The following is a 22,402-nucleotide window of genomic DNA, read 5'->3' as shown; positions in this document are numbered from 1 at the left end:
CGCACCCGCAGGCTCAGCACGCACCATAGCGGAGGCGGCTCCACAACCGGCGCAAGGTCTTGCGCGTCTTGAATTCCGGCCTGCGCTCCACCAATTCGATATCACTCATATCGAGCAAGCGCTGATAGGCCACCACGGGACGCAGCAGAAAGCACTCGACTTGGGGCTGCAGAATCTCGGAATAGTACCAATCGATCGGCAGGCCGGACTCCTCGCACTCGCGGAGAATGCGATCGTAGAGCCGGGCGTTAACCACATAGGCATGCCCCAGACGGATACGGCTGGCGCGCTCCAGGTTCGCGGAATAACGACAGCGCTTGCCGCCCTTCTTGAAGGTGCCCCCCAGGTACAGCATGTCCCAGGGCTGCGCCGCCAACTGCTCGGCTGCCCGGCGCAATACCGGCAAGGCATAGGGTTCGAGCTCGCAATCGTCCTCGAGAATCAGCACATAGGGCCAGCCCTGCGCCCTGGCCTCACGAATAATGCCGAGATGACTGCGCATACAGCCCCAGGTCGCGCGCAGCTTGCTCTCCAGTCGCTCACTGTCGCCGTCGACCCGCGTCAGGAACTCGCGCAGCGGTTGCAACGCCGCCTGCTCGACGACCTCAGTCCCCGGGCTTATTGCCGCAAACCGCTGCACACCCTGGATGCCCAGACGCCTAAACTGCCGCTGCATGGCATCCCAGCGATCGGTGCGCTTGTCCAGGTTGATCACACGGACATGCTCGAAGAAGGGCCAACTCTCCAGCCTATCGTCCACCAAGCACTCCCTCACTCTTCTCGATACTCGAACCAATAGATCCCCAAAGGCCGCAGGCAAGATAAATATCAGCGCTCACAAGCGCCACAAATCCAGGCAAGCGCACAGCCGTCTGCATCATTTGAATGCCCTGGCCCGCTCGACAATTTCAGCGAACATATCCTTCGCCCGCCGCTGGCAATCCAGTAGAAAGGCCTCCAGATGCTGTCGATCGGCAGCAGAAAAGGCCATCTCTTCGCGGGCAGCCAGCGCCGCACCATAGGACTCCTGAATCCGCCCGGGCAACCCGGCCTCCAGCAACAGCGCCTGAATTTTGTGGGTGTTCGAGCCGATCGCATAAAAGGGCGTACGCGTGACAAAACACAGGGTCACGCAGTGAAAGCGCCCTGTAACCACACCACTGGAGGTCGATAACCGCCTCAGGAAGCGCGTCAGTCCCAGTGCACTATAGCGCCACCGGAGCATACCAATCTGCTCGGATGGCAAGGCCGCGGGGTAACGCATGAAGTAACTCTGCAGCAGCGCCCGGCCGGCTTGCAAAAGCTTGGCGACACTCTTGATACAGTAATCGGGAAAGCCCTTGCCGGCCTGGATAATCGGCAGGTTCTTGATACTCAGGAAGCTTATATCGGCGCGATTGGCCCGGCAGACCTCGGCCCAGGCCTCGAGCGTGCGCGTGCTGAATACACTGTCACTGACCAGATAGCCCGCCCGCTGCTCGCGGGCGGCAGGCTGATGGCTATAGCTCAGTGTCAGATCCGGTACCACCTTGCACGCTACACCATGGGCCGCCAGCTCGTGCTGACTGAACTCATCGCGCAGATAGATGCCCGCAAAGTCACCCGCATGGGCCAGCAACTGCTCATTGCGCTGCCAGACACTGTTGATCAGAAAACAGGGCACGCCATGCTGCCGGCAGTAGCTGGCCAGCTCGCCAAGCATCAGGGCCTGCGGAGCATCGTCATGCAGGGTGCCTTCGCCATTGATCAGGCACAGATCGGCACGACGGATGTCCTCTTTCAGTTGTTCGTTCTTGCGCCAGTCATGACGCATCGGGCAGGCGCGACTGATGGCGATGCCGGCCTCCTTGGCCAGCGCGTAGATCTGCCGCACCACCAGCTGCGAGCCATGATGCTTTTCATAGGAAGTATCGTTGAACAGCAAGGCATTGATCACTACCCGCACTCCGTAATCGTCGTACCCAGGGGCTCCCAGGCAAGCCCATCCACACGTTGCCCATGCAGGGCACAGAGGATCTGGGCACTCGCCTCGAGGCCGGAAAAGGCATTTTCCAGATGAAATCTCGAGAAGTCCTGCGCTCGGGCAATGGACGCCGCGTAAGCGCCCTCGACCTCGGCCAGCCGCCGTGCCAGCTCGTCGACGCTACGCACGGCGGGGCCGAAGTAGCGCGCCTGGGCCAGGACATCCTGGTCATTGGTGCAATTCATATAAATCACCGGGCGCGCCGCCAGACCGGCTTCGATAACCGCATTGGACATGATGTTGACGACTATCGACGCCTGTTCCAGTGCCGCCGCCAGAGAGCAGTCGCCGGGCAGCAGGACAATATTGGGGCTGGCCTCGACCGCCTCCTGCCAGAACTGCGCGCGGCTGCGTGGGTGACGCTTGACCAGCACGCGATAGCTCGGATTCTGCCTGGCCCAGCTCACCAGCAGGGCATAGGTGGCCAGGTAGTCTGCCTGTTTTTCCTTGTCCGGCCCCACGCCGAGCAGCAGCACGCTGCGCTGCTCGACCGCGGCCGGGGGCAGCTCGAAGGTACGGTCGATCATATGCGAGCCGGCCAGAATCACCCGCGAGGAGCCAAAACGCAGTGCCCGGGCCTGCAGGGCCTGCAGCGAACTCTGACCGAACAGAAGGTAATAGTCGTAGTCGTTCATCCCCAGCCGCCGCGAGCTTTCTACCGTGCTGGCATGGGCCAGATGCACCAGCAGACGCCCACGGGTATTGAGGGCCAGACGCAAGAAGGGTGAACAGATACTGCCGTTGCGATCATTTATCAGCAGCTGCGGATCATGGCGCTGCACCAGCCATTCGGCATAGGCCGCATAACCGAAGTAACGCAGCGGCACGGGCTGTACCGGGCGTGCCAGCATGCGCCCGGCGATGACATGGCGCGGGTCCTCCTGGCCGACTTCGACCAGGTGGTAGCCCTGGCTGCGCAGGGTCTCGATCAGGCGTTTTTTCCGCTGCAGCGCAATGACCTTGGGCGCGCCTTGCAGCAGCAGGAAATCGCAGGGTTCGGCCACCACATCGCCTGCGGGCAGGACCAGCCGGGCACGGATACCAAAGAGCAGATCCAGCAGCGCATCGCGGCCATAGCGCACGGCAGCACCGAGACGACCATGCTGTTCGCGCAGTAGCAGCCAGCGGTAGCGATCCAGCGCTCGCGCCTTGGCGGCCCAGGCTCCCGGGCCTGGCACGGCTGGTTTACTCTCGCCCATACACGCCCTCCCCGAGGGCAGCAGTGACCAGCGGCAGGCTCCAGAACCGGCGCGTTATCGCCGCGTCGGAGAAGCGTTCGAGCAGCGCCTGCTGCATCGCCGCCTCGCACGCCAGGCGCTGGGCTTCATCGAGCTGCGCCAGATGGCACATGCCCTGGGCCAACGCATCCGCGTCCGCCAGGGGGAACAGAATGCCCAAGCCCTCAACCACTTCACGGGCCCCGCCACAGGCGGTGGCGAGCAAGGGTACACCAGCGGCCATGGCCTCCAGCAGCACCATGCCAAACGGCTCGTGGTCGGAGCTCAGGGCAAATACATCAAAGGCCTTGAAGTAGCGCTTGGCCTCTGCGACCTGACCGAGAAACACGACCTGACCCGCCACGCCAAGCTCTCTGGCCAACCCCTTGAGGGCATCTTCCAGGCGGCCGCTGCCGAGTATCGCCAGCAGGCTGCCGGCTGGCAGCTGCGGCAGCGCGCGGGCGAAACCACGAATCAGCGTGGCCTGATCCTTGTCCGGATGCAGGCGCCCGACATTACCCACCACCCAGGCCTGCGCGGGCAAACCCAGCGCCTCGCGCGCCTGTGCGCGGTCCAGCTGCTGCGCCTGCAGCTGCTCGACGTCGATGCGGTTGTAGAGGGCCTCGATGCGCGCCGCCGGCCAGGCCGGCAAGCAGCGGCGAATATCGTCGCGCACCGACTCGGATACCGCCAGAAGGCTCAAGCGGCGACGAAAGACCTGGGCGAACAACCGCCGCGGCCAGCGCTGATACACGCCGAAGGCGTGGTTTACCCCGATAACCGGCAAGCCCGTTGCCAGACAGACGATATAGGCCGGCTTGAAGCGGTGGGCGATGCACAGACGGAAATCCCGGGTGCGCACGAGCGCACGCAGGTCCTGCATCGCGCGCAACTTGAGACCACGCACGGCCTTGGAGCTGTAATCGAGAAACAGCACCTCATCGGAGGCGCAGCCCGCCACGACCGCAGGGTCCGGCGCGCCGGTGAGAAACACCGTGCACACCTTGTAACGCGTCCCGGCAAACAGACTGGCGTACTGCCGGGCACAGTCCAGAAACGGCCCATCATAGCCATGGCAAAACTGCAGCACCCACTGGGGCTGAGCGTTACCGGTCTCAGATGTTGTCATACCAGTCCTTGCCGTCCTTAACCACGAGGATGTCTTCCATGATCAGGTACTGCAGATCGGAGCCGTAGAACATGTTCAGCGCGTCGGTGGGCGAGCAGATCATCGGCTCACCGCGACGGTTGAGGGAGGTGTTGAGCGACACGCCGTTGCCGGTGAGTTTCTCCAGCTCCAGCATCATGTCGTAGTAGCGCGGGTTGTACTCGCGCTTGAGCACCTGGGCACGCGAGGTGCCGTCTTCGTGCACCACTTCGCCAACGCGGGTCTTCCACTCTTCGTTGACTTCGAAGGTGAAGGTCATGAATGGGCTCGGATGATCGACCTTGAGCATCTGCGGGCCGACGGTATCGAGCATCGACGGGCAGAAGGGGCGCCAGCGCTCGCGGAACTTGATCTGCTCGTTGATCCGGTCAGCCACACCCGGCACGCTCGGGCAGCCGATGATCGAGCGACCGCCGAGGGCGCGCGGGCCGAACTCCATGCGGCCCTGGAACCAGGCCACCGGGTTGGCGTCGACCATGATCTTGGCGATGCGCTGTGGCATGTTGTCGATGCGCTTGAATACCGGCTTGCTCGGGTGACGAACGCAGGCGGCGATGACATCTTCGTTGGAGTAGGACGGGCCGAGGTAGACGTGCTCCATCTTCTCCACCGGCACGCCGCGCTGGTGCGAGATATAAGCGGCAGCGCCAACTGCAGTGCCGGCGTCACCGGAAGCGGGCTGAACGAACAGCTCCTTCACATCGTCGCGGGCGATGATCTTCTGGTTCAGTTTGACGTTCAGCGCGCAGCCGCCGGCGAAGGCGATCTTGCCGGTTTCGCGGATGATGTCGCCCAGATAGTGTTCCATCATCTGCAGCGCCAGCTTCTCGAACAGCGCCTGCATGCTGGCGGCGTAATGGATATAGGGGTCATCGGCGATATCGCCCTGACGCTTGGGCCCCAGCCACTCGATCAGCTTCTTGGAGAAGTAGAAACCCTTGCCGTTTTCCTTGTAGCGGCGCAGGCCAATCACGTTGGCGTAGTCGGTGTTGATGATCAGCTCACCGTTCTCGAACTTGGCCAAACGGGAGAAATCGTACTTGCTGGCATCGCCGTAGGGGGCCATGCCCATCACCTTGAACTCGCCGTCGAGCATCTCGAAGCCGAGGAATTCGGTGATCGCACCGTACAGGCCGCCGAGGGAATCCGGATCGAAGAATTCCTTGATCTTGTGGATCTTGCCGTTCTCGCCGTAGCCGAAGAAGGTGGTGGCGTACTCACCCTTCCCGTCGATGCCGAGGATCGCGGTCTTCTCGGTAAAGCCCGAGCAGTGGTAGGCGCTGGCTGCGTGGGCCAGGTGGTGCTCGACCGGTTCGATCTTGATCTTCTTCAGGTCGAAACCGAGCTGCTGCAGGCACCACTGGATGTGCTTGTAGTAGCGTTTGTAGCGGCGATTGCCCATCAGGATCGCGTCGAGCGCACGGTCCGGCGCATACCAGTAGCGCTTGGCGTACTGCCAGCGGGCCTTCTCGAAGATGCTGATGGGCGCAAACGGAATGGCCACCACGTCGACGTCGGAGGGTTTGATCCCGGCCTGCTCCAGGCAGAACTTGGCCGACTCGTAGGGCATGCGGTTCTTCGCGTGCTTGTCGCGCACGAAGCGCTCTTCTTCGACGGCCGCGATCAGCTTGCCGTCGATATACAGGGCGGCGGATGGATCATGACTGAGGGCGCCGGAAAGGCCAAGAATCGTCAGTGCCACTGGTTTTGCCTCTTTTAGTCTGCTGAGCCGACGGCGGGCGTCAGCGGTATACGTTGGTCAAGCAGCTTGAACAGCTGTGAATCAGCCGGCCAGTTGCGCAAAAAACGAGCACGGTCGCGGGCATAGGCCCGGGCGAAACTTCGTGCGCTGCGGTGCTGCTGCATGGCGTCGAGGTCGATCAACGACCAACGGCCTTCGTCCTGCGCGTTAATCCAAAGCAGGTTGCTCCCCTTGAAATCACCGTGGCTGATGCGTTCGCGCAGCAAGGCGGCGAACAGGCGATCCAGCGCCAACAGGTCGGCTTCGGGGGGCGATCCGTCCCCATCTTTATCCAGATAGGGCTGAAAACGCGCGATTATATCCTGCCCGCCGCAGTATTCGGTAATCAGGTAGGCGCGCCCGCGCAGCCAGCACCAGCGCCGCTCCAGCACGGCCAGCGGCTGCGGGGTGGCGATCCCCAGCAATTGCAGGCGGTTGCCCTCGACCCAGCTGTGCCAGGCACGACTGGGCCGCCAGAAGCGTTTCAGCCAGTGGCCGAGGTTTTTCACGTTGTAGCGCTTGACCACCAGCTCACGCTCGCCCTGGCGAACCTGGGCCACCGTGGCAGAGCCGCCCAGCTTCAGGGCCCGCCCCTGGGCCAGCAGCGCATCGGGCTGGTTCAGCAGCGGCGCGAGTTCATCGAGACAGTCGCGGCGTATCACGCGCAAGCCGAATGCACCGATCCTTGCGCTGAACAGGCTGCAATCGCGGGCGATCTTGCGCATATAGTCGCGCAGACGCCAGCGCCGCACCTTGGCCACCTCGGCCAGCAGCGCTTCCAGCGGCAATGCGTGCTCGCCATTGGCCAGCAGGTAGTGCACCAGCAGCTCTTCGATAAAGGGCTGTACCTCGGCAGGCAGCTGGGCGAAGAACATGCCGAGGTTTTCCAGCACCCGCGCCCGTGACAGCGGCTTGCCGGCGACTTCGACGCACACCGCGCCGCCATCGATAATCGACACCCCGCCGGCATGGCGCAGCAGGTTGTCCAGATGCAGGTCGGCCTGCCACAGGCCCCTGGCGTGCATCTGTGCAATCGCGCTCAGGGCCTCGCCGAGCACTGCCTCCTGCGCCGCATCCAGAAGTGGCCGTTTGGCCACCGCCTGCCAGGCATCCCACAGACTTTGCGCACCGTCAAGATAGTCGAACAGCAACCAGCCGCCCTGCCCCGCCTGCCAGCCCTGCGCCAGCAGCGCCGGGGTCGGCAGGCCTTGCTCGGCGAGCAGGTGCGCACCCTGCAATTCACGCTGGAAATGCCGCTCGGCCTTGTCGCCGACCAGCAGCTTGGCCAGCACCGGACGACCGCGCCACTGCGCCAGGGCAACGTAGCGCTGTCCCGGCAGCACCCGCAGCAGGCGCTGCAACTCCAGCACCTCGCCCACCAGTTCGAGGCGCAGCGGCAGCGTCGGCGCGCGGCCGGCCTGGGCCAGTTGGACAAGCTCCATCAGCGCGTCTCCTTGTGCCGCCGGCGCGCGCCCAGCTGCTGCCACCAGCCTTCCAGATCACCCGTAGCGCCCAGGTAGGCCAGCAGCAGCTCACGCACGTCGGCCTCACTCCAGATGCTGGCCCGGCGCAGCAACGGCTCCAGATCCTTGATCCGGTCGCGCCGCCCGAACAGCAGAGGGCGGGTTTTTTCCAGGTCGATCAGCTGGGCGGCAAAACCCGCGCCGTCGGCCTTGAGGAAAATATGCTTGGGGTAGAAACAGCCGTGCATCTGCCCGGCACCGTGCAGCTGCCGCGCCAGCTCGCCGCAGGCGCGCAGGATGGCCTGACGAGTCGCTGCGGGGGTAGCACTCCAGCCCTGCAGCCAGTATTCGAGGTCGCGCCAGCCGTCCAGGGCGCGGGTCAGCAGAATGGCGCGGCGCTCGCCGGGCACGCGGCGCTCGGCGAAAAAGGCCGCCTGCAGGGCGGGAATGCCCAGCCGACGATAGACCTGGATATTACGAAATTCGCGGGCAAAGGTCGGCTCGCCCCAAGGGTGCAGCAGGCTGCGGGTCAGGTGGTTGCTCTGGCGCTTGAGGTAGAAGGCCGCCCCGCCCAGCTCCAGACGATACACACTGCTCCAGCCGCCGCGTTCGGTATTGGGTTCGTCGACCGCCTCCAGCTGCAAGGCCCATAGCGCCTCGAAGCTGGCCAGCCCCTGGCTTTCGAGAACGGCCCGATCCGCGGCCGCGACAAAATCACTCATTCCCGCCCCTCGAAGAATTTGACGATGCCGCGCACCCGGCGCTTATCCGCCGCACTCAGGCGCTCGCGACCACGGTACTGCAGGTAGAAACGCAGGCGCTGGGTACGGCTCAGGTGGTACTTGGCCACCTTGTCCAGACAGGCCAGGTCCTTGACCATGCGGTAACGCAGCAATGGCCCCCACCAGAATGCCCCGGTCGGGCAATCGATCAGAAAAAGCTCGGCCTGGTCGTTGACCAGCAGATTGCGCCACTTCAAATCGTTGTGGGTGAAGTGGTGGTCATGCAGGGTGCGGGTGGCGTGGGCCAACTGCACACTGACCCGCGCGACCCAGCTGCGGTCGGCCAGACGCTCGTCCTTGCGCCGCGCCAGCAGGGCCATGTCTTCGGTACGCGGCAGCTCGCGGGTGATCAGCGCACCACGCACAAAGGCCCCGCCCTTGCGCTCCAGGCCGTAGGCGACGATGGGTGCGGTGGGAATCCCCCACTTGGCAAAATGCTTGAGGTTCTGCCACTCAGCCTTGACCCGTGGCCGGCCGATATAGCGGCGCAGCCCCTTGCCCGCACCCCAGTAGCGCTTGACGTAATAGCACACGCCATTGCGCTCAATACGCACCACCTCCGACAGCGGGTCGCGGGTCAGGCGCTGCCCCTCGAGGGCAAACACCCGCTGCAGATCCGCCAGCTCATCGACCAGTTCAGGGGGACAGATATCGGTAACCCGCCACTCACTCATTGCCCGGCACCCGGCGCATATTTGCGGGCGTAGCGCTCTAGCAGGCGCTGCGCCTTGCGCTCCAGCCAGGCCAGCAGCTGCGCCTCTTCACTCAGGATCTGACGCAACGGCTGCCGGCCCTTGAGCGCGGCGAAATAGCCATGCAGAAAACGCAGCCGGTCGCGCCGGGTCAGGCCGATATTCAGCGCCGAGAAATACAGCGCGGCCAGGTCCTTGTTGCGCCAGCGCAGTGGCGTGGCGCGGCGCACCTGGGCGCGGTGCAGGTCGATCACCGACAGGCGCAGATCTTCCGCGCTCACCGGCTTATCGGTGTGCAGGAGAAAATGGCAGATATAGCAATCGCGATGATTGACCCCGGCGCGGTGCATGCGGCCGAGCATGCTCGCCACCTCAGCGATCAGCGCCCACTTCAGGCGTGGCTCAGGGGGCTCGTTCGCCCAGTTCTGGCTCAGCTGCTCGAGGTCGGTGGTCGGGGCCAGCTCCTCGGTGACGATAAAGGAATGCTGCGCCGCCGGGTTGCGCCCGCGCTCGCCGTAGGCCACCGCAGTCATGGTCGCCACCCCGGCCGCGGTCAGGCGCTCGATGGCCTGCCACTCCTGGCGCGCGCCGAGCACCGGCAGTTTGGCGCTGAGCAGGTTCTTGGCGATCTCGCCCCAGCCGATGCCACGGTGGATCTTGACGAAGTAACCGCGCCCGGCGACTTCCGTGCGCAGGGTGCGGCGACCTTCCAGTTCGCGGTAGACCTGGCCCTGCAGGGCCTCGACCGCGACAAAGGGATCCTTGCCGGCCCACAGGCTATTAAAGGGTTCAGCCAGTACCAGCTTCATGGACGTGTCGCCAGGATGATGTCGGCCGCGTGCTGCGGCATGGAATACAGATCGGCGCTGTCGGCGTAGGCCAGCCCGTTGCGCGACCAGAACGCCCGGCGCTGATCGTCGGCGAGCATATCGGCGAGCAGATGATTGAGTCGCGCCTGCTCGAAGGGGCTTGCCAGCACCCGCCCGGCATCCGCATCGGCGATGTAATGGGCATAGCCGCAGACATCGCTGACCAGCACCGGCAGTCCGGCAACCAGGGCTTCGAGCAGCACGGTGCCGGTGTTTTCGTTGTAGGCCGGGTGAATCAGCAGATCGGCCCCCAGCAGAAAGCGCGGAATATCGCTGCGGCCCTTGAGGATATCGACCTTATCGGCAATACCGAGGGCCTTGGCCTGCAGTTTGAATGCACGTGGATCGTCCTGGCCGATGGCGATCAGCCGGGTGCGCTGCCTGAGCTCCTGCGGCAGGGCGGCCAGGGCCTTGAGGCTGCGGTCCAGGCCCTTGGTCTTGAATCCGGAGCCGATCTGCACCAGCAGCAGTTCGTTATCGCCCAGCTTGAACTCGGCGCGGAATTCGGCGCGAATCTGTGCGGCGTTGGCCGGCGCGCGACGATCCAGGGCGATACCCGGCGGCAGCAGGTGAAAGCGCTGCAGCGGGGTGTGGTAATGCTTGATAAACAGCGGTTGCTGCACCTCGGAAATCATCAGGATTTCGGTCTTCGACTCGGGGGCGAACACCGCCCGCTCGTAATCGGCGAAATGCTTGTAACGTCCCCACTGGCGATAGAGGGGGTTGCGCAGGGTCTGCGCCTTGTCCTCGAAACAGCCGTCGGCGGCGTAGTAGACATCCAGCCCCGGCATCTTGTTGAAACCCACCACCCGATCCACCGGGCGCTTGGCCAGGTCGGCCTCGATCCAGGCGGTGAGTTTTTCGTTGCGCTTGTGATTGAACAGCGCCTTGACCGGCACCACCACCACCTCGAAACCAGCGGGCACCTCGCCCTCCCAGATCGGCGTGTAGACGCGAATGGCATGGCCGCGCGCCTGGCACTCCAGAGCGATACGCATAAAGTCGCGCTGCAGCCCGCCGAAGGGGAAGTACTTGTAGAGGATAAAAGCCAGTTGCATCAGACAGCGTCCTCGGCCAGCAGCAGGGCCTGCAATTGCGTGGCGACGCGCTCGGCATCGAGGCCGTCGAAACAGGGTTTGTGTCGATCACCCGAGCCGGCATTCGGCCCGCTGGCGCAAAGGTGAACCTGCGAGCGGCCATAGGCACCGACGCGACCCGGCCGGGTCGGACCGTACAGGGAGATACTCGGCACATCCAGGGCCGCGGCCAGGTGGCCAAGGCCGGTATCCACCGCCACGCAGGCGCGGGCCCCGGCAACCACCTTGGCCACGCCGGCAAGATTCAACTTGGGCAGCACCGCAGCGTTTTCAATGCCGGCAGCGATACGCTCGGCCCGCGCCCTCTCGGTTTCATTGCCCCAGGGCAGGCGCACCGCCCAGCCCTGGGCGCTCATCTGCTCGGCCAGCGCCCGCCATTCGACTTCCGGCCAATGCTTGCTGGGCCAGGTGGTGCCGTGGAGAAACAGCAGGTAAGGCTGCGGCGCGGGATCGGCCAGCTGCGCGCGGTTCAGGCCGTAGTCGCCGACACCGGCTGGCAGCGCATAGCCCAGCGCCTGTGCGAATAGCTGGCGAGTACGCTCCAGGGCATGCTGGTCCTTGGCCACGGCGTAGCGCCGAGCATAGAAACGGCTGGCCAGGGGCTCACGCGCGGAATCGCGATCCAGGCCGGCAATCGGTGCCTTGACGTAACGAGTCAGCCAGGCGCTTTTCAGCAGGCCCTGGGCGTCGATCACCAGGTCGTAGCGGGTTTCGCCCAGGCGCTGCTTAAAGCGCTTCCACTCGCCATTCTTGAAGGTCTGCCACAGGTGCTTGCGCCAGCGGCGGATGGCCACCGGGATCACCTGCGCCACGGCCGGATGCCAGGCGGGAATCTCGGCGAAGCCCTCCTCCACCACCCAGTCGAACTGGATACCGGGAATCGCCCGGGCGGCATCGGTGAGGGCCGGCAGGGTGTGGATCACATCGCCCAGCGAAGAAGTCTTGATCAGCAGTACCCGCATCAATCGACCTCAACCGGCTCGATCGGATCGGCCACCAGGCGATCCAGCGCCTCGATCACCGGGCGCGGCTTGAGCTGGCGCAGACAGTCGTAGTGGCCGAAGCGGCAGGTGCGGTCAAAACAGGGGCTGCATTCGATACCCAGGCGCACGATCTCCACCTGCTCGGCCAGCGGCGGGGTAAAGCCCGGCGAGGTGGAACCATAGACCGCCACCAGCGGCCGATTCAGCGCCGCCGCCACATGCATCAGACCGGAATCGTTGGAGACCACGGCAGCGGCGCAGGACAGCAGGTCGATGGCCTCGGCCATGCTGGTTGCGCCGGCCAGGTTGCTGGACTCTTCACGCAGGCCGGGAATCAGCCTCGAGCGGATGTCCTCGCCGACGCCATGGTCGTTTTTCGAACCGAAAATCCACACCTGCCAGCCGGCGCGGATCTTCAGCTCGGCGACCTTGGCGTAATGCTCGCTGGGCCAGCGTTTGGCCTCACCGAACTCGGCCCCCGGACAGAGCGCCAGCACCGGTCGATCCAGGCTCAGGCCGAACTTGGCCAGGGCCGCGGCGCGGCTGGCTTCTTCTATACGCAGACGCGGCCGCGGATAGGGCTGCGGCAGCTCGGCACCCGGCTCAAAGGCCAGGGCCATAAAGCGCTCGATCATCAAGGGCAAGCGCTGTTTATCCAGCGTGCGCACATCGTTGAGCAGGCCGTAGCGCATCTCGCCCTTCCAGCCGGTGCGCTGGGGGATACCGGCGAAAAACGGCACCAGCGCGGATTTGAGCGAGTTGGGCAGCAGAATCGCCTGGTCGTACTGGCCGCCCAGGGATTTGCCGATCCTGCGCCGGGTGGCCAGCTGCAGCACACCATGGCCGAGGGGAAAACTCAGGGCCTGACGCACTTCGGGCATACGCTCGAGAATCGGCCGGCTCCAGTCCGGGGCCAACACATCGATCTCGCACTCGGGATGACGCTGCTTGAGACACTGAAACAGCGTCTGCGCCATCACCATATCGCCCACCCAGCTGGGGCCTACGATCAGTATTTTCATGAGGTTTCCAGAAACGACCAAGGAGGCTTGCGCCTCCCGGACAGACTTAACGCTCGACTATCAGCCTAGCCTGCAACGCCGGACAGAGCCCATCCGGCGAACGCGAGGGGCTTATTTAACCAGGGTGCGCCACTCGGCGTGGGCATCGGTCTTACCTGTTACCAGGTCGAAATAGGCGGTTTGCAGTTTCTCGGTGATAGGGCCGCGACGGCCTGCGCCGATCTGCCGACCATCGACTTCACGAATCGGCGTAACTTCGGCGGCGGTGCCGGTAAAGAAGGCCTCGTCGGCGATATACACCTCATCGCGGGTGATGCGCTTCTCGACCACTTCCAGGCCGTGTTCGGCGGCCAGGGTCAGAATGGTGTTGCGGGTGATGCCGTTGAGGCAGGAGGTCACTTCCGGGGTGTAGATCACGCCGTTCTTGACCAGGAAGATATTCTCGCCAGAACCTTCGGCTACGTAACCTTCCGGGTCCAGCAGCATGGCCTCGTCGGCACCGCCGGAGATGGCTTCCTGCAGGGCCAGCATCGAGTTGATGTAGTTGCCGTTGGCCTTGGCCCGGGTCATCGAGATATTGACGTGGTGACGGGTAAAGGAGCTGGTACGCACCTTGATGCCAACCTGCAGGGCTTCGTCGCCCATATAGGCACCCCAGTTCCAGGCCGCGACAATCACCTGGGTTTTCAGGCCGCTGGCGCGCAGGCCCATGGCCTCGGATCCGTAGAACACCATGGGGCGGATATAGGCGCTTTCCAGGTTGTTCTCACGCACGGCGGCGCGGGTGGCTTCGTTGATTTCGTCTTTGGAGAAGGGAATCTTCATGCCCATGATATGGGCCGAATCGAACAGGCGGTCGGTGTGCGCCTCCAGGCGGAAGATCGCCGTGCCCTGCGGGGTGTTGTAGGCGCGCACGCCTTCGAATACGCCCATGCCGTAGTGCAGGGTGTGGGTCAGTACGTGGGTGGTCGCGTTGCGCCACGGCACCAGCTCGCCGTCATACCAGATCACGCCATCACGATCGGCCATCGACATAGTTGCCTGCTCCTCAAGTTCGATTGGTACAGCCTATGCCGGGCACCTAGCACGCCCGACAGGATCAATTCAGTTCAAGCCCAGTTCCCGCCAGATACGCATCACGCTGCGTCGTTCCTGCGCAAACTGATCGCCATTCACCACCCCGGGCTGCTTCTGCAGCGCCTGGCGATGGGCCGCCGAGCGGTAGGCCTTGTAAATATCCTGGAGCAACCGGGCATCTTCGCCCGGCAGCATGCCGACTCGCTCCAGCCCTTCCAGAATGCGGATGTTATCGGTGAATTCCAGCAGTTCCGGGTACTGACGCGACCAGGCCAGGGCCGCGTATTGCACCATAAATTCAATATCGACGATACCACCGGCATCCTGCTTCAGATCGAACGGCGCGCTGACCTCGAAGGCATTCGCCGCGGTGCCGGCGGCGGTGGCCCTGCTGCCGAGGTTGTCGCGCATCTTGGCGCGCATCTCGCTGACCTCGCCGCGCAGCTTGTCCAGATCGCGCTTGCGTCCCAGCACCTGAGCCCGCACCGCTTCGAAGGCCTTGCCCACCCGCGGGCAGCCGACCAGCACCCGGGCACGCACCAGGGCCTGATGCTCCCAGGTCCAGGCCTCGTTTTCCTGGTAACGCTGGAATGCGCCGAGGGAGCTGACCAGCAGCCCCGCCGCACCCGAGGGACGCAGACGCATATCCACTTCGTAGAGCTGGCCGGAGTTGGTCTGGGCGGTCAGCAGATGGATGATGCGCTGGCCCAGACGGTTGAAGAACTGCGCACCGTCGATGGATTTTTCACCATCGGTTTCCGCCTGCGGATCGCCGTCGTGGATAAATACCAGATCCAGATCCGAGCCGTGACCCAGCTCGATGCCGCCAACCTTGCCGTAACCGACTATGACGAAATCCGGGTCGCAGACACTGCCATCGACGCGGCGCGGCGCACCGTAGCGGCTTACCGTATGCCGCCAGGCCAGGGCTAGCACCTGTTCGAGAATCGCCTCGGCCAGCCAGGTCAGGTAGTCACTGACCTTCATCAACGGCAGGCTGCCGGCAATTTCCGAAGCGGCCACACGCAGGCGGTGGGCCAGCTTGAAATGGCGCAGCGCCTCCATCTGCTGCTCCAGATCCTCCTCGGGGATACGCATCAGTCGCTCGCGCAGCTCGGCAGCCAGCTCAGGGGCCAGCGGTGGCTTGAACAGCCGGCCTTCGTTGAGCAGCTCGTCGAGCAATAAAGGAAAGCGGGTGATCTGCTCGGCGATCCACGGGCTGGCGGCGCACAGGGTCAGCAGGCGCTGCAGGGCCCCCGGGTTTTCCGTGAGCAGCACCAGGTAGGCCGAACGCCGCGCCACCGCCTCCACCAGCGGCAGCACCCGCTCCAGCACCAGGTCCGGGTTAGCGTGCTCCACCGCCTGGGCCAGCAGGCGCGGGACGAAGGCGTCCAGGCGCTCGCGACCAAGGCGCTGCATGGCGCGCACCTGATTGCCATTGCGCAGCCCCGCCAGGCGCTGCCAGGCCGCCTGGGCATCGACGAAACCGGCTTCGGCGAGCTGGCGGCAGGCGGCAGCCTCGTCCTGCACATCGTCCCACAGCGGCAGCCATTCGCCGCCCACGCACTCATCCTCGGCGATTTCGGCGTCTTCGTCGGGATCGGCGATCACCTGACGGAAGTGCCAGTCGACTCGGGCGCGCCAGTGCATCAGTCGTTCGTGGAACGCCTGCCAGCTGTCGAAGCCCATGATCAAGGCCACTCGCGCACGGTCCTGATCGTTGTCCGGAAGCATCTGCGTCTGCCGGTCGTCGATGGCCTGCAGGGCATGTTCGGCGTAACGCAGAAAGGCATAGCCATCGCGCAACTCGTCGGTCACCGCGGCCGGCAGGTAGCCCTGATCGCGCAGGGTGTCGAGCACGGCGAACAGCGAGCGCTGCTGCAGGCTGAGGTCGCGGCCGCCATGGATCAGCTGGAAGGCCTGGGCGATAAACTCCACCTCGCGAATGCCGCCGGCACCCAGCTTGATGTTCTCGCTCATGCCCTTGCGCCGCACCTCCTGCTGGATCAGCTGCTTCATCCCGCGCAGCGCCTCGATCGCGGAAAAATCCAGGTAGCGCCGGTAGACGAAGGGCCGCAGCATCTCCAGCAACTGCGCACCGGCGAGCTGATCGCCGCCGACCACCCGCGCCTTGATCATGGCGTAGCGTTCCCAGTCGCGACCCTGATCCTGGTAGTACTGCTCCAGGGCGTTGAAGCTGAACACCAGCGAACCGGACGAGCCATAGGGGCGCAGGCGCATATCGGTGCGGAAGACGAAACCGTCGACGGTGATCACGTCCAGCGCCTTGATCAGACGCTGGCCGAGACGAATAAAGAACTCCTGATTGTCCAGCGAGCGTTTGACCCCTTCGGTCTCGCCACCCTCGGGGTAGCCGAAGATCAGGTCGATATCCGAGGACAGATTGAGCTCATGAGCCCCCAGCTTGCCCATGCCGAGAATCACCATATGTTGCGGCTGGCCGCTGCGCCTGCCGATGGGCGTGCCGAACTGCGCGCAATGCTTGGGATAAAGCCAGTGATAGGCCAGGTCGATGCAGATATCGGCCATTTCCGAGAGGTCGCGACAGGTCTCGATCAGATCGGCCTGACGGCTGAGATCGCGCCAGATAATGCGCAGCTGCTGACGATTGCGAAAGCGCCGCAAGCGCCGCCCAAGCTCATCCTCATCGCTACACTCGGCCAGCCGCTCTGCCAGCTGCGCGCGCATTTCGCCGGCCTGCAGCGGCCGTTCCAGCTCGCCACTGGCGGCCAGTTCGAGCAGCATCTGCGGATCGCGCAGACCTTGCTGCACCACGAAATCGCTGGCCGCCCCGACCCGCCGCAACAGCGCCCGACGCTCGGCCGGCCAGGCGGCAAACTGTCCCTGAGCCTCGCCCGACAAGGCGTCGACGGCCTGCTGCAGCGATTGCTCGGCACGCAGCGCCAGGGGTTCGAGTGCGGCAGGTAAAGAGGCCAGCACGGGCAGGCTCATGGTCTATCCTTTTTGGCGAGCTGACAGTGAGTCTCGCAATTCGGCGAACACCTCGCGTTAGAGCGGGGCGGGTTACTGTCAGCAAAAATAATTGTAGTTTTACTACCAAAGATTGTATCCAAAAGGCTGAAATCGGCGTCGTAATGTAGTAAAACTACACGCAGCCGGTCCTACCCCCGGTCAATCCAAGAATTCACGCGGCCACTCACGAAGTCGGCCACGAAACCTGGCCTCCGATTCTGGAAGCCTTTCCGCCCTGGAGCAAGCCATGCAAGACCTCGATCCCGTCGAAACCCAGGAATGGCTGGACGCCCTTGAGTCCGTCCTCGAACACGAGGGTGAAGACCGCGCGCACTATCTGATGACCCGTATGGGCGAGCTGGCCACCCGCAGTGGGTCGCAGCTGCCATATGCCATCACCACGCCATACCGCAACACCATCCCGCTCACCCACGAAGCACGCATGCCTGGCGACCTGTTTATGGAACGCCGCATTCGCTCGCTGGTGCGCTGGAATGCGCTGGCCATGGTAATGCGCACCAACCTGAAAGATTCAGACCTGGGCGGCCATATTTCCAGCTTTGCCTCCTCGGCGACGCTGTACGACATCGGTTTCAACTACTTCTTCCAGGCTCCCACCGAGGAGCACGGCGGCGACCTGATCTTCTTCCAGGGCCACGCATCCCCCGGCGTTTACGCCCGCGCCTTTATGGAAGGGCGCATCAGCGAAGAGCAGATGAACAACTTCCGCCAGGAAGTCGATGGCCAAGGCCTGTCGTCCTATCCGCACCCCTGGCTGATGCCGGACTTCTGGCAGTTCCCGACCGTCTCCATGGGTCTGGGCCCGATCCAGGCGATCTACCAGGCACGCTTTATGAAGTACCTGGAAGCGCGCGGCTTTATCCCGGCCGGCAAGCAGAAGGTCTGGTGCTTCATGGGCGACGGCGAGTGCGACGAGCCGGAATCCCTCGGCGCGATCTCCCTGGCTGGCCGCGAGAAGCTGGACAACCTGATCTTCGTCATCAACTGCAACCTGCAGCGCCTCGACGGCCCGGTACGCGGCAACGGCAAGATCATCCAGGAACTGGAAGGCGTGTTCCGTGGCGGTGGCTGGAACGTCAACAAAGTCGTGTGGGGCCGCTTCTGGGACCCGCTGCTGGCCAAGGACGTCGACGGCATCCTGCAGCGCCGCATGGACGAAGTCATCGACGGCGAATACCAGAACTACAAGGCCAAGGACGGCGCGTTCGTCCGTGAGCACTTCTTCAACTCGCCGGAACTCAAGGCGATGGTTGCCGATCTGTCCGACGACGAGATCTGGAAACTCAACCGTGGCGGTCACGACCCCTACAAGGTCTATGCGGCCTACCACCAGGCGGTCAACCACAAAGAGCAGCCGACCGTGATCCTGGCCAAGACCGTCAAGGGTTATGGCACCGGTGCCGGCGAAGCGAAAAACACCGCGCACAACACCAAGAAGGTCGATGTCGACAGCCTCAAGCTGTTCCGCGACCGCTTCGACATCCCGGTCAAGGACGAGGAGCTGGAAAACCTGCCGTTCCTCAAGCCGGAACCCGGCAGCGCCGAAGCGCGTTACCTGAGCGAGCGCCGCGCCGCCCTCGGCGGTTTCGTGCCGCAGCGTCGGGCCAAGAGCTTCAGCATCCCGACCCCACCGTTGGAGACCCTCAAGGCCATCCTCGACGGCTCGGGCGACCGTGAAATCTCCACCACCATGGCCTTCGTGCGCATCCTCGCGCAGCTGGTCAAGGACAAGGACATCGGCTCGCGTATCGTCCCGATCATCCCGGACGAAGCCCGCACCTTCGGCATGGAAGGCATGTTCCGCCAGCTCGGCATCTACTCCTCGGTCGGCCAGCTGTACGAGCCGGTGGATAAAGACCAGGTGATGTTCTACCGCGAGGACAAGAAGGGCCAGATCCTCGAAGAAGGCATCAACGAAGCCGGTGCCATGAGCTCCTTCATCGCTGCCGGTACTTCGTACTCCAGCCACAACCAGCCGATGCTGCCGTTCTACATCTTCTATTCGATGTTCGGCTTCCAGCGTATCGGTGACCTGGCCTGGGCCGCTGGCGACAGCCGCACCCGGGGCTTCCTGATCGGCGGCACCGCCGGTCGCACCACGCTCAACGGCGAAGGCCTGCAGCACGAGGACGGCCACAGCCACATGCTGGCCGCGACCATCCCCAACTGCCGCACCTATGATCCGACCTACGGCTACGAGCTGGCGGTGATCATCCAGGACGGCATGAAGAAGATGACCGAGCAGCAACAGGACGTCTTCTACTACATCACCGTGATGAACGAGTCCTACCAGCAGCCGGCCATGCCGGCCGGTGTCGAGGAAGGCATCATCAAGGGCATGTACCTGCTCGAAGAAGACAAGAAGGAAGCCGCGCACCACGTGCAGCTCCTCGGCAGCGGCACCATCCTGCGCGAAGTGCGCGAGGCGGCGAAGATTCTGCGCGAGGAGTACAACATCGGGGCCGACGTGTGGAGCGTCACCAGCTTCAACGAGCTGCGCCGCGACGGCCTGGCCGTGGAGCGCAACAACCGCCTGCACCCGGAACAGAAGCCCAAGCAGACCTATGTGGAAGAATGCCTGAGCGGCCGTCAGGGCCCGGTGATTGCCAGCACCGACTATATGAAGCTGTTCGCCGAACAGATTCGTCAGTGGGTACCGAGCAAGGAATTCAAGGTCCTGGGCACCGACGGCTTCGGCCGCAGCGACAGCCGCAAGAAGCTGCGCCACTTCTTCGAAGTGGACCGCAACTGGGTGGTTCTGGCTGCCCTGGAAGCTCTCGCCGACCGCGGTGATATCGAACCCAAAGTGGTGGCCGAGGCCATCGCCAAGTTCGGCATCAACCCGGAAAAACTCAACCCACTGGACTGCTAAGGAGCGAAACGATGAGTGAATTGATTCGCGTACCCGACATCGGTGGTGGTGAGGGTGAAGTAATCGAACTGATGGTCAAGGTCGGTGATCGCATCGAGGCCGATCAGAGCGTGCTGACCCTGGAGTCGGACAAGGCCAGTATGGAAATCCCCGCGCCGAAAGCCGGTGTGGTGAAGAGCCTGAAAGTGAAGCTGGGCGACCGCCTGAAAGAAGGCGACGAACTGCTGGAGCTGGAAGTCGAAGGCGCTGCCCAAGCACCAGCAGCCCCCGCGGCGGCAGTGGCCGAAGCGCCCCAAGCAGCCGCAGCTCCCGCACCAGCCGCCGCACCTGCGCCAGCCGCACCGGCCAGCAGCAGCGTGCAGGACGTGCATGTGCCGGATATCGGCTCGGACGGCAAGGCCAAGGTTATCGAAGTGCTGGTCAAGGTCGGCGACAGCGTCGAAGTCGACCAGTCGCTGATCACCCTGGAGTCTGACAAGGCCAGCATGGAAATCCCCTCGCCGGCTGCCGGCGTGGTGGAAAGCATCAGCGTCAAGCTGGAAGACGAAGTCGGCACGGGCGACTTTATCCTCAAGCTGAAAGTCGCAGGCGCGGCAGCGCCGGCCGCAGCCGCACCGGTTGCAGCAGCGCCCGCACCCGCAGCCGCCAGCGATATGCACAAGGTTCCGGCCGGCGCTCACCCGGCGGTCGCCGCCGAAGTCAGCGCCATCGCCTCCCTGGCCGCCGCCGCGGCCAAGGTTGCCAACGCCCCGGCGCGCACCAGCGGTAGCAAGGTGCACGCCGGCCCGGCGGTACGTCTGCTGGCCCGCGAGTTTGGCGTCGAGCTGGATGCCGTGCCCGGCACCGGCCCGAAAGGCCGCGTACTCAAGGAAGACGTGCAGCTTTACGTCAAAGCGATGATGCAGAAGGCCAAGGCCGCACCGGAAGCCGGCGCAACCGGCGGTGCCGGTATTCCGCCGATCCCGGTGGTGGACTTCAGCAAGTTCGGTGAAATCGAAGAAGTGGCGATGACCCGCCTGATGCAGGTCGGGGCCAACAACCTGCACCGCAGCTGGCTCAACGTGCCCCACGTGACCCAGTTCGATTCGGCCGATATCACCGAGCTGGAAGCCTTCCGCGTGGCCCAGAAAAGCGTGGCGGAAAAAGCCGGGGTCAAGCTCACCGTGCTGCCGCTGCTGCTCAAGGCCTGCGCCTTCCTGCTCAAGGAATTGCCGGACTTCAACAGCTCGCTGGCACCAAGTGGCAAGGCGATCATCCGCAAGAAATACGTGCACATCGGCTTCGCCGTGGACACCCCGGATGGCCTGCTGGTACCGGTGATCAAGAACGTTGATCAGAAGAGCCTGCTGCAGCTGGCCGCCGAGGCCGCTGCACTGGCGGAGAAAGCGCGCACCAAGAAGCTGTCAGCCGACGATATGCAGGGTGCCTGCTTCACCATCTCCAGCCTCGGCCATATTGGCGGCACCGGCTTCACGCCGATCGTCAACGCGCCGGAAGTGGCGATTCTCGGTGTGAGCAAGGCGACCATCCAGCCGGTCTGGGACGGCAAGGCGTTCCAGCCCAAGCTGATGCTGCCGCTGTCGCTGTCCTATGACCACCGGGTGATCAACGGTGCCGCCGCCGCGCGCTTTACCAAGCGCCTGAGCGACGTGCTGGCGGACATCCGCACCATGCTGCTGTAACGCATCAATTTTCGAGCAGCCACGCTCGTTATCCTCGACCCCGCCTTTCGGCGGGGTTTTTTTTAGGTTCTGTACCCGTTAGATATCGCATGCACTGGCCTGACGCAGCACAACCTAGCCCTTCTGCAGATTGCGAATCAGAAAGCTCAGGGCCTTGGCCAGTTCGGCCGCGCCCTTGTGATCGCGCACGATACTCAGCAGCGGGCTGCCGTCCTGGGGGTTGTGCAGCACGCAGCGGATGCCGCTGGCCGGGCAGTCGTAGCGCACAAAGGGATCGACACCGAACAGGACAATGCGCTGGTTGCGCACCGCGACGTCGGTGCCGCTCTCGCTGCGCACTTCCTCGCGCAGCAGCAACTCGCCGGGGCCCACTACGCTCAGCTGGTACAGACGGTCCTGGCGCTGCGCCTGGCCGACCTGATAGGCGGCGCGCAGGGCATAGGTTTTCAGCAGGTCATTGCTATGGGCGAGCAGCGCCTGACGTTCATCCTGGGTCAGATACAGACGCTTCAATTCGGCCAGGTAGTTACTCTGCTCGGCGCTGCTCAAACCGCCACCGGGCTCGCCAGCAAATACCGGCGAGACCGCCACACAGCCGCCAAGCAATACGGCACAGATTAGTTTTCTTGTCAGTCGCAATTGCATGATGCACCCTTAGCCGACGCTGTAAGTGAGGGGCCTAACCCTCGCCCCGCTCAG

At 63.9% G+C, this 22,402-nt stretch carries 17 protein-coding genes; 2 read left to right on the top strand and 15 right to left on the bottom strand.

Translation table 11 applies throughout. The features are described from left to right. Window positions 1-13 precede the first annotated feature (13 nt). From WMW70_RS02015 to glnE, 14 genes are all read right to left on the bottom strand, one after another. On the bottom strand, window positions 14-760 hold the full coding sequence (locus WMW70_RS02015) for a glycosyltransferase family 25 protein (protein ID WP_341435848.1): 747 nt from the start codon (window positions 758-760) through the stop codon (window positions 14-16). Window positions 761-877: 117 nt separating this feature from the next. Further along, entirely contained in the window at window positions 878-1,936 is a 1,059-nt protein-coding gene (locus WMW70_RS02010) for a polysaccharide pyruvyl transferase family protein (protein WP_341435847.1), read from the bottom strand. Then, a complete protein-coding gene (locus WMW70_RS02005; protein ID WP_341435846.1) occupies window positions 1,936-3,222 on the bottom strand; it encodes a capsule biosynthesis protein in 1,287 nt (428 codons plus the stop codon). The genes WMW70_RS02010 and WMW70_RS02005 overlap by 1 nt, the downstream gene beginning before the upstream one ends. Next, window positions 3,209-4,369 carry a glycosyltransferase gene (locus tag WMW70_RS02000; RefSeq protein ID WP_341435845.1) on the bottom strand — a complete coding sequence of 387 codons (1,161 nt, stop codon included), beginning with the start codon at window positions 4,367-4,369 and terminating at the stop codon, window positions 3,209-3,211. Before WMW70_RS02000 ends, WMW70_RS02005 begins: the two co-directional genes overlap by 14 nt. Continuing rightward, the gene (locus WMW70_RS01995; protein ID WP_341435844.1) at window positions 4,356-6,110 is read right to left on the bottom strand and encodes a carbamoyltransferase family protein; all 1,755 of its coding nucleotides are present in this window, start codon (window positions 6,108-6,110) and stop codon (window positions 4,356-4,358) included. The genes WMW70_RS02000 and WMW70_RS01995 overlap by 14 nt, the downstream gene beginning before the upstream one ends. A 14-nt stretch (window positions 6,111-6,124) precedes the next feature. Further along, window positions 6,125-7,591 carry a lipopolysaccharide kinase InaA family protein gene (locus WMW70_RS01990; protein WP_341435843.1) on the bottom strand — a complete coding sequence of 489 codons (1,467 nt, stop codon included), beginning with the start codon at window positions 7,589-7,591 and terminating at the stop codon, window positions 6,125-6,127. After that, window positions 7,591-8,334 carry a lipopolysaccharide kinase InaA family protein gene (locus WMW70_RS01985; RefSeq protein ID WP_341435842.1) on the bottom strand — a complete coding sequence of 248 codons (744 nt, stop codon included), beginning with the start codon at window positions 8,332-8,334 and terminating at the stop codon, window positions 7,591-7,593. The genes WMW70_RS01990 and WMW70_RS01985 overlap by 1 nt, the downstream gene beginning before the upstream one ends. Beyond that, window positions 8,331-9,068, bottom strand: coding sequence for a lipopolysaccharide kinase InaA family protein (locus WMW70_RS01980; protein WP_341435841.1), 738 nt, complete (start codon window positions 9,066-9,068; stop codon window positions 8,331-8,333). The genes WMW70_RS01985 and WMW70_RS01980 overlap by 4 nt, the downstream gene beginning before the upstream one ends. Continuing rightward, a complete protein-coding gene (gene rfaP / locus WMW70_RS01975) occupies window positions 9,065-9,895 on the bottom strand; it encodes a lipopolysaccharide core heptose(I) kinase RfaP (protein WP_341435840.1) in 831 nt (276 codons plus the stop codon). Before rfaP ends, WMW70_RS01980 begins: the two co-directional genes overlap by 4 nt. Continuing rightward, entirely contained in the window at window positions 9,892-11,013 is a 1,122-nt protein-coding gene (locus WMW70_RS01970) for a glycosyltransferase family 4 protein (RefSeq protein ID WP_341435839.1), read from the bottom strand. Before WMW70_RS01970 ends, rfaP begins: the two co-directional genes overlap by 4 nt. Then, the gene (gene waaC / locus WMW70_RS01965) at window positions 11,013-12,014 is read right to left on the bottom strand and encodes a lipopolysaccharide heptosyltransferase I (RefSeq protein ID WP_341435838.1); all 1,002 of its coding nucleotides are present in this window, start codon (window positions 12,012-12,014) and stop codon (window positions 11,013-11,015) included. The genes WMW70_RS01970 and waaC overlap by 1 nt, the downstream gene beginning before the upstream one ends. After that, window positions 12,014-13,057, bottom strand: a complete 1,044-nt coding sequence (gene waaF, locus WMW70_RS01960) for a lipopolysaccharide heptosyltransferase II (RefSeq protein WP_341435837.1) — start codon at window positions 13,055-13,057, stop codon at window positions 12,014-12,016. Before waaF ends, waaC begins: the two co-directional genes overlap by 1 nt. A gap of 111 nt (window positions 13,058-13,168) precedes the next feature. Beyond that, window positions 13,169-14,092, bottom strand: a complete 924-nt coding sequence (ilvE, locus tag WMW70_RS01955; RefSeq protein WP_341435836.1) for a branched-chain-amino-acid transaminase — start codon at window positions 14,090-14,092, stop codon at window positions 13,169-13,171. Between the two features lie 69 nt (window positions 14,093-14,161). After that, window positions 14,162-17,107 carry a bifunctional [glutamate--ammonia ligase]-adenylyl-L-tyrosine phosphorylase/[glutamate--ammonia-ligase] adenylyltransferase gene (gene glnE / locus WMW70_RS01950; RefSeq protein WP_341435835.1) on the bottom strand — a complete coding sequence of 982 codons (2,946 nt, stop codon included), beginning with the start codon at window positions 17,105-17,107 and terminating at the stop codon, window positions 14,162-14,164. 268 nt (window positions 17,108-17,375) lie between these two features. Here glnE and aceE point away from each other — a divergent pair, with 268 nt between their 5' ends. Together aceE and aceF are read left to right on the top strand one after the other, a co-directional pair. Then, window positions 17,376-20,021, top strand: coding sequence for a pyruvate dehydrogenase (acetyl-transferring), homodimeric type (gene aceE / locus WMW70_RS01945; RefSeq protein ID WP_341435834.1), 2,646 nt, complete (start codon window positions 17,376-17,378; stop codon window positions 20,019-20,021). A gap of 11 nt (window positions 20,022-20,032) precedes the next feature. Then, a complete protein-coding gene (gene aceF / locus WMW70_RS01940) occupies window positions 20,033-21,703 on the top strand; it encodes a dihydrolipoyllysine-residue acetyltransferase (RefSeq protein WP_341435833.1) in 1,671 nt (556 codons plus the stop codon). 114 nt (window positions 21,704-21,817) lie between these two features. On the opposite strand, the gene WMW70_RS01935 is transcribed toward aceF, so the two are convergent. Next, window positions 21,818-22,348 carry a hypothetical protein gene (locus WMW70_RS01935; protein WP_341435832.1) on the bottom strand — a complete coding sequence of 177 codons (531 nt, stop codon included), beginning with the start codon at window positions 22,346-22,348 and terminating at the stop codon, window positions 21,818-21,820. Window positions 22,349-22,402 lie beyond the last annotated feature (54 nt).

This window comes from Pseudomonas sp. XK-1 (assembly GCF_038069885.1).
Classification (GTDB): Bacteria; Pseudomonadota; Gammaproteobacteria; order Pseudomonadales; family Pseudomonadaceae; genus Aquipseudomonas.
Note: the sequence above shows the minus strand (reverse complement) of the source record. Positions and strands in the feature narration are given on the sequence as shown.